At 68.5% G+C, this 13,212-nt stretch carries 13 protein-coding genes and 1 other RNA gene; 11 read left to right on the forward strand and 3 right to left on the reverse strand.

Annotated features, from left to right (window positions below):
* The first annotated feature begins 72 nt into the window (after positions 1 to 72).
* The 9 genes from AADJ02_RS03930 to AADJ02_RS03970 all read left to right on the forward strand — a co-directional run bounded on the left by AADJ02_RS03930 (position 73) and on the right by AADJ02_RS03970 (position 7,812).
* Positions 73 to 1,989: a metallophosphoesterase gene (locus AADJ02_RS03930; RefSeq protein ID WP_341211681.1), complete on the forward strand. Its 1,917-nt coding sequence runs from the start codon at positions 73 to 75 to the stop codon at positions 1,987 to 1,989.
* Entirely contained in the window at positions 1,965 to 2,624 is a 660-nt protein-coding gene (locus tag AADJ02_RS03935) for an HAD family phosphatase (RefSeq protein ID WP_341211682.1), read from the forward strand. Before AADJ02_RS03930 ends, AADJ02_RS03935 begins: the two co-directional genes overlap by 25 nt.
* 45 nt (positions 2,625 to 2,669) lie before the next feature.
* Positions 2,670 to 2,768: signal recognition particle sRNA small type (ffs, locus tag AADJ02_RS03940), an RNA gene on the forward strand.
* A gap of 130 nt (positions 2,769 to 2,898) precedes the next feature.
* Positions 2,899 to 3,918 (forward strand): ribosome small subunit-dependent GTPase A, encoded by a 1,020-nt coding sequence (gene rsgA, locus AADJ02_RS03945; RefSeq protein WP_341211683.1) that lies wholly within the window; start codon positions 2,899 to 2,901, stop codon positions 3,916 to 3,918.
* Between the two features lie 43 nt (positions 3,919 to 3,961).
* A complete protein-coding gene (locus tag AADJ02_RS03950) occupies positions 3,962 to 4,351 on the forward strand; it encodes a DUF202 domain-containing protein (RefSeq protein WP_341211684.1) in 390 nt (129 codons plus the stop codon).
* 70 nt (positions 4,352 to 4,421) lie between these two features.
* Complete coding sequence (locus AADJ02_RS03955) at positions 4,422 to 6,182, forward strand: DNA polymerase III subunit gamma/tau (protein WP_341211685.1); 1,761 nt, start codon at positions 4,422 to 4,424, stop codon at positions 6,180 to 6,182.
* 77 nt (positions 6,183 to 6,259) lie between these two features.
* Positions 6,260 to 6,604, forward strand: a complete 345-nt coding sequence (locus AADJ02_RS03960; RefSeq protein ID WP_341211686.1) for a YbaB/EbfC family nucleoid-associated protein — start codon at positions 6,260 to 6,262, stop codon at positions 6,602 to 6,604.
* Positions 6,605 to 6,671: 67 nt separating this feature from the next.
* Entirely contained in the window at positions 6,672 to 7,265 is a 594-nt protein-coding gene (gene recR / locus AADJ02_RS03965; RefSeq protein WP_341211687.1) for a recombination mediator RecR, read from the forward strand.
* Positions 7,266 to 7,383: 118 nt separating this feature from the next.
* A complete protein-coding gene (locus AADJ02_RS03970) occupies positions 7,384 to 7,812 on the forward strand; it encodes a PACE efflux transporter (RefSeq protein WP_341211688.1) in 429 nt (142 codons plus the stop codon).
* 82 nt (positions 7,813 to 7,894) lie between these two features.
* On the opposite strand, the gene AADJ02_RS03975 is transcribed toward AADJ02_RS03970, so the two are convergent.
* Entirely contained in the window at positions 7,895 to 8,665 is a 771-nt protein-coding gene (locus AADJ02_RS03975; protein WP_341211689.1) for a cell cycle transcriptional regulator TrcR, read from the reverse strand.
* A gap of 132 nt (positions 8,666 to 8,797) precedes the next feature.
* Here AADJ02_RS03975 and AADJ02_RS03980 point away from each other — a divergent pair, with 132 nt between their 5' ends.
* Positions 8,798 to 9,433, forward strand: a complete 636-nt coding sequence (locus AADJ02_RS03980; RefSeq protein WP_341211690.1) for a ribonuclease T2 — start codon at positions 8,798 to 8,800, stop codon at positions 9,431 to 9,433.
* Here the strand turns inward: AADJ02_RS03980 and AADJ02_RS03985 are convergent.
* Complete coding sequence (locus AADJ02_RS03985) at positions 9,430 to 10,467, reverse strand: alpha/beta fold hydrolase (RefSeq protein WP_341211691.1); 1,038 nt, start codon at positions 10,465 to 10,467, stop codon at positions 9,430 to 9,432. The genes AADJ02_RS03980 and AADJ02_RS03985 overlap by 4 nt on opposite strands.
* 108 nt (positions 10,468 to 10,575) lie before the next feature.
* The gene (locus tag AADJ02_RS03990; protein ID WP_341211692.1) at positions 10,576 to 12,174 is read right to left on the reverse strand and encodes a phosphoenolpyruvate carboxykinase; all 1,599 of its coding nucleotides are present in this window, start codon (positions 12,172 to 12,174) and stop codon (positions 10,576 to 10,578) included.
* A 330-nt stretch (positions 12,175 to 12,504) separates the two neighbouring features.
* Here AADJ02_RS03990 and AADJ02_RS03995 point away from each other — a divergent pair, with 330 nt between their 5' ends.
* On the forward strand, positions 12,505 to 13,206 hold the full coding sequence (locus AADJ02_RS03995; RefSeq protein WP_341211693.1) for a response regulator transcription factor: 702 nt from the start codon (positions 12,505 to 12,507) through the stop codon (positions 13,204 to 13,206).
* Positions 13,207 to 13,212: the final 6 nt, after the last annotated feature.

The following is a 13,212-nucleotide window of genomic DNA, read 5'->3' on the forward strand; positions in this document are numbered from 1 at the left end:
CTTTGGTAACCCTAGGTTGCCGACCATCCTTCGGGGCGACCCGTCGGACAGGAGGTTCGAAGGGAACGGCGCATGGGGTCCAAGGCGGTCGGGGCGGTGGGGAACGGTGGCGATTCGATCGCGCTGCGATTGATATGCACTACGGATCTGCACGGGCATGTGCTGCCGTGGGACTATCTCGCGGGGCGGTGCGACCCGAGCATCGGACTGGCGCGTATCGCGCCCCTGATCCACGCGCATCGCCGCCGACGCGCCAATGTCATGCTGTTCGACAATGGTGATTTTCTTCAGGGCAACCCGATGACGGACTCTGAGACCGACCGGCTCGCGCGGGGCGGTGCCGGGCCGCACGCCGTGGTCGCGGCGATGAACACGCTGGGCTACGACGCGGGCACGCTGGGCAACCACGAGTTCAACCAAGGCCTCGGAGTGCTGCGGCGGGTACTGCGCGGCTTCGGCCATCCCCTGACCTCCTCCAACCTCACGCTGGCGCCCGGCGCCGGGGCACCTCTGGTATCGCCAGGGTTGTTGCTGCGGCGGCGGCTGACGCGACGCGACGGACGGGCCGTGCTCCTCAGGATCGGCGTGATGGGCGTGGCCCCGCCGCAGACCGCCGAGTGGGACCGGCTGCGGCTCGGGGGGCGGCTTCAGGCCGAGGACATGGTCCTTGCGGCGCGGCGTCAGGCAGCGGAACTGCGCGCGCGTGGTGCCGACATCGTCGTCTTGCTCGCGCACAGCGGTCCCGGCGCCGCACGCCCCCTCCGGGGGGCCGAGAACGCAGGCCGCGCGCTGGCGGCGTTGCCGGACATCGATGCGCTTTTTCTGGGGCATACGCACAGCCTGCTGCCCGATCCGCGTCTGGCCGGGCAGGACGGCGTGTTCGCGCGTCCCGTCGCGCAGGCCGGGCGCTTTGGCAGCCATCTGGGGGTGATCGACCTCGACCTGCGGCGCGCCCATCCCGGCGACAGGTGGCGCAGCCGCGGCACGGGGTGGATCGAAAGCCCGAGCGCGCGCGGCTGCGACGCCGTGACGGCGGCCCCGGTGCGGCGCGCGCACCGGGCGGCGCTGGCGGGCCTGCGGCGCCCCGTCGGACACAGCACCCTGCCGATCGACAGCCATTTCGCCCTCGTGGCCCCCGACCGCTCCCTGCAGCTTGCCGCCGACGCGCTACGGGCGGCGGCGGGACGGATGCTGGCAAGGCGCGCGGAGGCGGCGCTGCCGCTCCTCGTCGCCGTCAGACCCTTTCGGGCCGGGGGGCATGGCGGTGCCGGACACTACCTGTCGCTACCCGCCGGCGCGCTGACCGAGCGCCACCTGCAGGCGCTGCACCCGCACCCCGACCGGCTGTGCCTGACGGTGGTCGATCGCGCGGCGCTGCTCGACTGGCTCGAGCGCGGCGCGGCACTGTTCTGCCGGGTGCTGCCCGGCCGCCGCGATCAACCGCTGATCGACCCCGCGCGCCCGCCCTACGGCTTTGAGGTGATCGACGGGCTCGACTGGCGCATCGATCCCAGCCGCCCCGCCGGGCAGGGCCGCGTCGACGACCTGCGCCATGACGGCCGCCCCGTCGGGCCGGCCGACCGCTTTGTCATAGCCACGACGAGCTATCGCCTGGGCGGCGAGGACGCGCTGCCACGGCGGCTACGCGCGGGTCAGGTGCCCGTGGAGGGGCCGCTGCTGCGCGAGGCGCTACGCGCACATCTGGCCTCTGGCCCGGTAACGCCACGGCCCCGTCCCTCCTGGCGCTTTGCCGCCCTGCCCCGCACCGCGGCGTGGTTCGATGCCCCGCCCGAGGCCCGGCAGGCCGCCGCAAGCCTCGGCGCGCGCCAGATCGCGCCGATCGGCCCCGCCGCCGATGGCTTCCACCGGTTCCGGCTCTGCTTTGGCCCCGAGGGTGCGGCGCTTCCCATCGACTCGGCCCCCCGGCTTGGCTATGGCGGTCCCGCCAGAACAAGGACGCCCCGATGCCCCGCCGCTATGACGCTGTGATCTTCGACCTCGACGGCACGCTGGTCGACACTGAAACGCTGTGCAATGCCGAGGCGCTTGTGGCGCTGCGCGCGCAGGGCATCGAGATCGATCACGACTTCTTCGAAAGCCTCGCGGGCGTGCACGACGCGCGGCGGATCGAGCTGATCCGCGAACACACGGGCCAGCCGCTCGACGCGGAGCGTTTTCTCGAAGACTGGGACGCGCAGGTCGACGCGCGCCTTGCGCCGGGGCTTCCCCTCAAGACCGGGGCCGAAGAGCTGATCGCGGCCATCGCCGGGCTTGGTCTGCCAATGGCGATCGCCACCTCGTCGCGCCGCACGCCGGGGCTGAGCAAGATCCGCGCCGCCGGGCTTGAGGCGCATGTCGACACCATCGTCACGGTCGACGACATCGCCCACGCCAAGCCCGCACCCGACGCCTATCTCGAAGCCGCGCGCCGTCTCGGCACCGACCCCGCACGATGCCTCGTCTTCGAGGACAGCGACACCGGCGCCGAAGCAGGCCGCGCCGCCGGGATGGTCGTGGTGCAGGTGCCCGAGGCCTCCGGCACCAAGGGATCGCACGCCACTCATCTGGTCACGGGGCTCATCGAAGGCGCGCGTGCCGCCGGGCTTTTGCCCCTGACTGTGTGATCTCTCGGGCTTGCACCTCGGCGCGGCCTTGCCTATATCGCCTTTTGAGAGGTTGGCGCGGGCGAGCGCCTCGCCAACCCGGTCAGGTCCGGAAGGAAGCAGCCGTAACGAGCCCCGCTTGGGTCGTTGTCCAGCCTCTCACCCACCCGAACCACGGAGGACGTCATGCGGAATGTGATCACCCTCCGGGCCGGGGCCGCCTGAGCCGCCCCTTGCCCGACGCGACGCCGCCCGCCCTCGCGGGCTCGTGTTCTTTCGTGACGGGACCAATACAGTGACAGACATCACGCTTTCCGATCTCGGCTGGTCGGACCATTTCGCGCGGCAGCTCGAAGAGGGCGACACGCCCGCGCGCATTGCCGAAATCCATCGCACCATTCTCGTGGCGCTCACTCCTGACGGCCCGGTCAAGATCGGCGCGCCGTCCGGCGCGGGTTCCTTTGCCGTGGGCGACTGGGTCGGAATGCGCGACGCACAGGCGCGGATGCGCCTCGCGCCACGCAGCCAGATCGCCCGGAAGGCCGCCGGACACACCGTCTCGCGCCAGCTCGTGGCCGCCAATGTCGACACGCTCGGCATCGTCACCAGCTGCAACGACGACTTCAACCCGGCGCGGCTGGAGCGCTACGTGGCGCTTGCCATGGCGGGCGACTGCCTGCCGCTGGTGATCGTGACCAAGGCCGACCTCGTGGACGAGGTGGAGCCCTACCTCGCGCAGGCCCGCGCGATCTCGCCGCAGGTGGTGGCGATGGCGCTCAACGCGCGCGATCTGGACGACGCCTCGCGGCTCGAGCCGTGGTGCGGGCCGGGGCAGACGCTGGCGCTCGTCGGCTCCTCGGGCGTCGGCAAGACGACTTTGCAGAACGCACTCACTGGCGGGGCCGGGGCCACCGCGGGGGTGCGCTCCGACGATGCCAAGGGGCGGCACACCACGACCTACCGGGCGCTGCGGCGCTGCCGCGCAGGGGGCTGGCTGATCGACACGCCGGGCATGCGCGAGCTGCAGCTCACCGACACCGCCGAGGGCATCGAGGAGCTGTTCGACGACGTGACGGCGCTGGTGAGCGCATGCCGCTTCACCGATTGCGCGCATGAGACCGAGCCGGGGTGCGCGGTGCGCGCGGCCATCGCGGCGGGGGATCTCGACCCCGAGCGCCTCACACGCTGGCGCAAGCTGGAGGCCGAGGACCGCCACAACAGCGAAAGCCTCGCCGAGGGGCGCGCGCGCGGTCGCAGTTTCACCAAGCACATCAAGTCGACGCAGCGCGGCGCGCGTCGCCGCAAGGGCGGTTGACGCCCCGCCTCCCGCCGGGCCTGATGGCCCGGCAGGAGGACGCATGGACGACACCGATGGCGACCGCGAGGTCGACGCCAAGACCCAATGGGCCGAGGATCGCACCGATTGGGCCGAGGACCGCACGCTTCTGGCCAACGAGCGGACCTTTGCGGGCTGGATGCGCACCGGCATGGCGGCGCTTGCCGTGGCGATCGGGCTCAAGGCGGTGTTCGGCGAGTTCGAACCCACTTGGGTCGCCAAGGCGACGGCGACGATCTTCGTCGCCATCGCGGTGCTGATCTTTGCCGCCGCCGCGCGTGAGACTCGCCGCGCGCAGCGGCGCATCTCCAGCCATGTGGCCGAGGCACAGGGCGCGCGGCGGATGCTGATCCTCGCGGTGCTGCTGTCGCTCGGCGCGATTGCCACGGGCGCGATCCTGTGGCTGCTCTGAGCCCGCACATGGTGGACCTCCCCGGCCCCAAGGCCTAGTTTGGCCCGGTCCCTCACCCGGAGCCCTACGCATGTCCGACACCCCCGCCTATCAGGTCCTCGCCCGGAAATACCGGCCCGAGACCTTTGCCGATCTCGTCGGGCAGGATGCGATGGTGCGCACGCTGAAGAACGCCTTTGCCGCGAACCGCATCGCGCAAGCCTTCATCATGACCGGCATCCGGGGCACGGGTAAGACGACGACGGCGCGGATCATCGCCAAGGGCATGAACTGTATCGGTCCCGACGGTCAGGGCGGCCCCACGACCGAGCCTTGCGGCCAGTGCGAGCATTGCGTGGCGATCATGGAGGGCCGCCACGTCGACGTGATGGAGATGGACGCGGCCTCCAACACCGGCGTCGCCAACATCCGCGAGATCATCGACAGCGTGCACTACCGGGCGGCTTCGGCGCGCTACAAGGTCTATATCATCGACGAGGTTCACATGCTGTCAACGGGGGCGTTCAACGCGCTTTTGAAGACGCTGGAGGAGCCGCCCGAACACGTGAAGTTCATCTTTGCCACCACCGAGATCCGCAAGGTGCCGGTGACGGTGTTGTCGCGTTGTCAGCGCTTCGATCTGCGCCGGATCGAGCCCGAGGTGATGATCGCGCTGCTTCGAAAGATCGCGACCGCGGAGTCCGCCGAGATCGCCGACGACGCGCTGGCGCTGATCACGCGGGCCGCCGAAGGCTCGGCGCGCGATGCGACCTCGCTTCTCGACCAGGCGATCAGCCATGGCGCGGGCGAGACCACGGCCGAGCAGATCCGTGCGATGCTGGGCCTCGCCGACCGGGGCCGGGTGCTCGATCTGTTCGATATGATCCTGAAGGGGGACGCGGCGAGCGCGCTGACCGAGCTGTCGGGCCAGTATGCCGAAGGCGCCGACCCGATGGCGGTGCTACGCGATCTGGCCGAGATCGCGCATTGGGTTTCGGTCATCAAGATCACACCCGAGGCCGCCGACGATCCCACGGTCGGCCCCGACGAACGGGCGCGCGGCGCACAGATGGCCGAGGCCCTGCCGATGCGGGTGCTGACCCGGCTGTGGCAGATGCTTCTGAAGGCGCTGGAGGAAGTCGCCCACGCCCCCAATGCCATGATGGCCGCCGAGATGGCGGTGATCCGTCTCACCCATGTGGCCGACCTTCCCTCACCCGAGGAACTGGTGCGCAAGTTGCAGGACATGCCCGTCCCTCCGCCGCCTTCGGGCGGCGGAGGCGGCGGCGCGCGCCCCGCGCAGGGCGATCAGATGCAGGCGCGCGGCACGCCTGCGCCCACCCATGCCAGCCCCTCCGGCGCTTCGGCACGCGGCGGCGCACAGCCCGCTGTGGCCATCGCCACGGAGAACGCTCTGGCGCGCTATGCCCGCTTCGAGGATGTGGTCGAGCTGATCCGGCATCACCGCGATGTGCAGATGCTGATCGAGGTGGAAACCACGCTGCGCCTCGTGCGCTACAGCCCCGGCAGGATCGAATTCGCGCCCACCGAAGACGCGCGCTCGGACATGGCGCAGCGGCTGGGCCAGAAGCTGCAGGCCTGGACCGGTGCGCGCTGGGCGATGAGCGTCGTGGCCACGGGCGGTGAGCCCACCATTGCCGAGACGCGTGACGCCGCCACGCTGGCGCTCCGGCAGGAGGCCGAGGCGCATCCGCTGGTCCGCGCGGTCTTCGCGGCCTTTCCAAAGGCCAGGATCACCGAGATCCGCACCGAGGCCGAGCGCGCGCAGCACGCGGCCGAGGATGCGCTGGCCGAAGTCGAGGACGAATGGGACCCCTTCGAGGAGGAGTGAGCCCAATCGCTGCGCCGCCCTTGTGACATGGCCCCCGCGACCGTATCTCTGGGCCAACACATTCGAGGAGATCAACGATGTTCAAGGGGCTTGGTGGCCTGGGCGACATGTCCAAGATGATGAAGGCCGCGCAGGAGATGCAGAGCAAAATGGCGCAGATCCAGGAGGATCTGGCCTCCATTACCGTGACCGGCGAGAGCGGCGCGGGACTGGTGAAGGCCACGGCGACGGCCAAGGGCGAGCTTACGGGCCTCGACATCGACCCGTCGATCTTCGTGGCCTCCGAAAAGGAAGTGGTCGAGGATCTGATCCTCGCCGCGATCAAGGACGCGCAGTCGCGCGCGAGCGAGCGTGCCCAGTCCGAGATGAAGAAGATCACCGAAGAGCTCGGCCTGCCTGCCGGCATGAACCTGCCGTTCTGAGGCACCCCCTGCGCCCTCCCTCGTCAAACAAGCGATCCCGACCCGCCAGCCCGCGAAAGGCCCGATCATGAGCGAGGACCGTGAGGCCATCGACCGGCTGATCGAGCTGATGTCGCGGCTGCCGGGTTTGGGGCCGCGATCGGCCCGGCGCGCCGTGCTGCATCTGGTGAAAAAGCGCGGCACGCTGCTGACGCCCTTGGCCGAGACGATGACCGAGGTGGGGGCCACCGCGCGCGAGTGCCTCAACTGCGGCAATGTCGGCACCGGCGACGTTTGCGGCATCTGCGCCGACGAGCGGCGCGCGACGGGGCAGATCTGCGTGGTCGAGGATGTGGCCGATCTCTGGGCGATGGAGCGCTCGGGCGTGTTCAAGGGTCGCTACCATGTGCTCGGCGGCACGCTCTCGGCGCTCGACGCCGTGGGCCCCGACGAGTTGCGCATTCCGCGCCTCATGGACCGGGTGAAATCCGAGGCGGTGTCGGAGGTGATCCTCGCGCTCGGGGCCACCATCGACGGTCAGACCACGGCGCATTACATTTCCGACCAACTGCCCGACGTATCGGTCACCTCGTTGGCTCAGGGCGTGCCGGTGGGCGGCGAGCTGGACTATCTCGACGATGGCACGATCAGCGCGGCGCTCAGGGCAAGGCGCAGCCTCTGACCCCTTGCGGCACCGTCGAGGGACGTTCTATTCCCCTCCCCAAGCGAGGACCACCTCCGCCCCATCGCGGGCCTGACGAGCCGGGACGACCCGGTGGACATGGCACAGCGGAGGCTCCATGCGCACGAAATCCGATCGTATCCGGCAGGCCGTCAGCTTCGAATTGATCGGGCTGGCCACGGTCACGCCTCTGGGATCGTGGATTTACGGCTTCCCGCTGCTCGATATCGGCACGATCAGCGTGATCTCTTCGCTGGTGGCGACCTGCTGGAACTATGTGTTCAATTTCATCTTCGATCATGCGCTGCGGTACTGGCGCGGCACCACGGCCAAGACGCTGCCTCTGCGCGCGCTGCATGCCACGGCCTTCGAGCTGGGGCTGCTGCTGATCCTGCTGCCGATCTTCTCGTGGTGGCTCGATCTGGGCTATCTGGAAGCCTTCATGATCCAGCTCAGCTTCGCGCTGTTCTACCTCGTCTACACGATTGTCTTCACTTGGGTCTATGACCGGGTGTTTCCCGATCCGAGCGCCCGGGCCGCTGCCTGAGCAGATGCCCTCTGGTCCAGTGTCGGGACGCGAGGCGTCCCTGCGGCGCCGGGGGCGCATGCCTCCCGGCGCCGCATGAAGATCAGTTGTCCTCGTCGTCCTCGTCGTCGCCCTTGCCCGGCAGGTTGAAGAAGCTGTCGGCGTCCTTGACGTCGCGCTTGTCCTCCTTTTCCTCCTCCTCGTCGGCGGCGTTGCTCTCGGAGAGCGAGAAGCTCTCGAGGCCCGACATCGAGGACGGCATCTTGGGCTCGGGTGCCATGCCGAGGCTCTGCTCGGTCGAGACCAGCTTGCGGCGCTCGTCGTCGGTCATGGCCGAGCCGTCGCGCAGGCGCTTGGCGTTGGCCTGCTGCACGGCGGCATCAAGCTCGGACTGGCGGCATAGGCCCAGAGCCACGGGATCGATCGGGTCGATGTTGCCGATGTTCCAATGGGTGCGCTCGCGGATCGCCTGGATCGTCGGCTTGGTGGTGCCGACGAGCTTGGAGACCTGGCCGTCCGACAGCTCGGGGTGGAACTTGACCAGCCACAGGATCGAGGCGGGCCGGTCCTGACGCTTGGACAGCGGCGTGTAGCGCGGGCCACGGCGCTTTTCTTCGCCCACTGCGGAAGCGTTGAACTTCAGCTTGAGCTTGTAGAGCGGGTTCTTCTCCGCCTTCTCGATCTCGTCCGGCGTCAGTTGGTTGTTGGCGACGGGGTCGAACCCCTTGACGCCAGCGGCCACGTCGCCGTCCGCGATGCCCTGCACCTCGAGCTCGTGCAGGCCGCAGAAGTCGCCGATCTGCTTGAAGCTGATCGTCGTGTTGTCCACCAGCCAGACGGCGGTGGCCTTGGCCATGAGCGGTTTGTCAGCCATGTGAACACCCTTTCGAAAAACACGTTTCCCCCGGCCCCGGCCTGGGGCGGACCGCTCGGGCGATCCTTGTTTCCATTTTCGGGGAACTCAACGGGCTATATAGGGATCAGACAAGCAGGAGGAAAGACATAAATGACCCTTGCGGCAAGAGCATTCGCGGTGCTGGCGCTCCTCGCCTCGCCCCTGCGCGCCGAGACGGCGGGCACGTTCGACTACTATGTGCTGAGCCTGAGCTGGTCGCCCGGCTGGTGCGCCCGCGAGGGGGACGCGCGCGACTCGGAGCAATGCGATGCAAGCCGCGATCTGGGTTGGGTGCTGCACGGGCTCTGGCCGCAGTACGAGGACGGCTGGCCCGACTACTGCGCCACGCCCAGCGCGCCGCCGTCGCGGGCGCGCACTCAGGCGATGTCGGACATCATGGGCACTTCCGGCTCGGCCTGGCACCAGTGGAAGAAGCACGGCACCTGCTCGGGGCTGTCGGCGGACGCCTATTTCGAGACCGCGCGCGAGGCTTACGAGAGCGTCACCCGTCCCGAGGAGTTCCGCAGGCTCGACCGCGAGATCACCCTGCCCGCCACGCTGGTCGAGGAGGCGTTTTTGCGCGACAACCCGGATCTCGCGGCGGATGGCCTCACCGTCACCTGCCAGAGCGGCATGGTGCAGGAGGTGCGGATCTGCCTGACGCGCGATCTGGAGCCGCGCGACTGCGGGCGCGACGTGATCCGCGACTGCACGCTGGGGGACGCGCTGATGCTGCCGATCCGTTAGGGCGCGCCCAGCATGTCGAAGAAGGCGACGGTGGCCGCGACCATCTCGTCGAGCCGCTCGGGCCCCTCGAAGGCATCGAACGTGTGGTCCATCTCGCGCAGCCACAGCTCCTCGCGCCCCTCGTGGGCCCCGAGCAGCATTTCGGCCTGCGCCGGATCGACCGTGGCGTCATTGGTGCCCTGTGCCACGAAGAGCGGGCCGTCGTAGCTCGACATCTCACCCACCGGGTCGGCCTCGATGATGCCTTCGAAAAAGGGCTGTCCGAGCGTCACCTGCGCCTCCCATGGCAGGGTCACGGTGGTCGGCGTCTCGGACATCACCCCCGCCGCCAGCACCTCGGCCCCGAACAGGGTCGAGAAGGTGATCTGCGGGTCGGCCACCGCCGCCCAGAGCGCCATCGCCTCGATATCCGCCCCGCGCCCGGCGAGGGTGGCGGCGACAAGCCCGCCTTGGCTCCAGCCGATCAGATAGAGCGGCCCGGCGGTGCGGTCGTCCTGCGCCAGCCAGTCGAGCGCAGCACCCGCATCCGCGATCTGGCTCTCGAAGGTGGTGTCGGCGAAGGCGAAGCCTTCGGTGCTCTCGCCCGAACCGCGAAAATCGATGCGCAGGCTGGCATAGCCCGCCTCGGCCAGTAGCCGCGCAGTGCGCCGAAACACGCCCTCGCCCGTCCCCGCGATGTCGAGCTCGTCGCGGTCACCGGTGAAGCCGTGCAACAGCAGCACCGTGGGTGCAGGCCCGTCGGGCGGCAGCGCCAGCGTGCCGAAGACCTCCGTGCCCTCGACCTCGATGGCGACGCGGTCCGACAGACCTGCACGCCCGTCCGACAGAGGCAGCGGGCGCGGCCAAGGCGCTGTGATCATCAAGGTGGTGAGGTCGATCTCGGACGGTGCGGCCTCCTCGGCCGCCGCGCTGGCGTCCGGCCCAAGAAGCGGGGGTCCCGACCCGCCGGGGACGGATGGCTCCGCCTCCTGCGCGACAAGCGGGGCGGCGGCGAGAAGCGCCGTACCGACAAGGGCGAGAAACGGCTTGGTCATGGAGGGTCTCCGAGGGCGTATCGGCTGCCCGATAGGGCGGCCAAGGCGCCCGGCTGTCAAGCGTTCCGCGGGGGCCTCCCCTCCCCCGCGGAACGGGGTGCGCAGGCCTCAGCCGATGGCAGCGGCGCGCACGTCCTCATTGATGTGCGGCACATACTGCGCAAAGTTGTCGGCGAACATCTGCGCCAGCTTCCGCGCCTGCGCATCATAGGCCGAGGCATCGGCCCAAGTGCTACGCGGATCGAGCAGCGCGTCGTCTACGCCCTCGACCGAGGCCGGCACATCGAAGCCGAAATTCGGATCCTTGCGGAAGCTACCCTCGGCCAGCGTGCCGTCCAGCGCCGCGGCCAGAAGCGCGCGTGTCGCCGCGATCGGCATCCGCTTGCCGGTGCCATAGGCGCCGCCGGTCCAGCCGGTGTTCACCAGCCAGCAGGTGGCGCCGTGATTGCCGATCTTTTCCTGCAGCAGCTTGCCGTATTCCTCGGGGCGACGCGGCATGAAGGGCGCGCCGAAGCAGGTCGAGAAGGTGGGCTCAGGCTCGGTCACGCCGCGCTCGGTGCCCGCGACCTTGGAGGTGAAACCTGACAGGAAATGGTACATCGCCTGCGCCGGGGTCAGCCGCGCGATGGGGGGCAGCACGCCGAAGGCGTCGCAGGTGAGCATCACGATGTTCTTGGGGTGCCCGCCCAGCGCCGTCTCGGAGGCGTTGGAGATGTAGTTCAACGGGTAGGCGCAGCGCATGTTCGCGGTGAGCGAGCTGTCCTCGAAATCGAGCGCCAGCGTGTCGTCGTCGCGCACCATGTTCTCGATCACGGTGGCGAACTTCTGGGTCGTGGCATAGATCTCGGGCTCGGCCTCTGCCGAGAGCGAGATCGTCTTGGCGTAGCAGCCGCCTTCGAAGTTGAAGGTGCCGCGATCCGACCAGCCATGCTCGTCATCGCCGATCAACACGCGGCTGGGGTCGGCCGAAAGCGTGGTCTTGCCGGTGCCCGACAGGCCGAAGAACACGGCCGTATCGACCGGGTTGCCCGGCGCGTGGTTGGCCGAGCAGTGCATCGGCATGATGCCCTTGGCGGGCAGCAGATAGTTCAGCAGCGTGAACACGGCCTTCTTGTTCTCGCCCGCGTACTCGGTACCGCCGATCAGGATCAGCTTCTCATCGAGATTGAGGGCGATGACGGTGCCGGAGCGGCAGCCGTGGCGCTCGGGGTCGGCGCGAAAGCTCGGCGCGTTGATCACGGTGTATTCGGGCGCGAAGCCGTCGAGTTCCGCGCGCTCGGGGCGGCGCAGCAGGTGCCGGATGAACAGCCCGTGCCAGGCCAACTCGGTCACCATGCGCACGTCGATGCGGTGCGCGGGGTCGGCCCCGGCGAAGAGGTCCTGCACATGCATGGAACGACCCGCGAGATGCGCGAGCATATCGGCCTTGAGCGTGGCGAAGGCACCCGGCTCCATCGCGGCGTTGTTCTCCCACCAGATCGTGTCTTCGGTGGTGGCCGAGCGGACCACGAACTTGTCGCGCGGGCTGCGGCCCGTGTGTTGGCCGGTAGTAACGAGCAGCGTGCCGCCCTGCCCCAGCTCACCCTCGCCGGCACGGATTGCCGCCTGCATCAGCTGCGGCTCGGTCAGGTTGTAATAGACCTCGCCCAGTCCGGAGACCCCTTGTGCCTCGAGGGTCATCTCGGGGTTCACGCGTCCATGCTGCATCTGTCCGGCTCCTCTCATCGGGGCCGTCCTCCGGCCCGTTACAAAGGGCTTAACACAATGATTTCCAAGGCGGCCATGCAGTTAGCGCAACCATATCCGCTGTTAGCGCAACCGCCTCGCGCGGAGGGCTACCGCTGCGGCAAAGACGGGCGAGCGGCGGGGCCGAACGGCCGCAAAGGTGAGGCATTTTAGCCATTGGTTATCGTATTTCGGCGCAAATGGGGCGTCTTTGGGGCCATGATTCGCCCTGCAGGCTTGATCTGCGGGTGGCAAACCGGAAGAACAGTGCAAAGCCCGTAAACAAGAATCCATGCCGAAGAGGGATCCCGAATGTCGAGAATCGCACTGGTAGATGACGACAGGAACATCCTGACTTCCGTATCGATGACGCTCGAGGCCGAGGGCTTCGAAGTCGAGACATACAACGACGGGCAGATGGCGCTCGACGCCTTCAACAAGAAGCTCCCCGACATGGCCGTGCTCGACATCAAGATGCCGCGCATGGATGGCATGGATCTGCTGCAGCGGCTGCGCCAGAAGACGCAGATGCCGGTGATTTTCCTGACCTCCAAGGATGACGAGATCGACGAGGTTCTGGGCCTTCGCATGGGGGCCGACGATTACGTCAAGAAGCCCTTCAGCCAGCGTCTGTTGGTCGAGCGGATCCGCACGCTGCTGCGCCGTCAGGACGCGATCTCGGGCGAGACGGTCGAGGTCACCGAGGACAACAAGGTGATGGAGCGCGGCCAGCTCACCATGGACCCGCTGCGCCATGCGGTGAAGTGGAAGGGCAAGGACGTCTCGCTCACCGTCACCGAGTTCCTGCTGCTGCAGGCGCTGGCACAGCGTCCGGGCTTCGTGAAGAGCCGCGATCAGCTGATGGACGTGGCCTATGACGATCAGGTCTATGTCGACGACCGCACCATCGACAGCCACATCAAGCGGCTGCGCAAGAAGATGCGCAACGCCGATCCGGATTTCTCGGCGATCGAGACCCTGTATGGGATCGGTTATCGCTACAACGAGGAATAGGGTCCG

The organism is uncultured Limimaricola sp. (genome assembly GCF_964022235.1).
Taxonomy (GTDB): Bacteria; Pseudomonadota; Alphaproteobacteria; order Rhodobacterales; family Rhodobacteraceae; genus Limimaricola.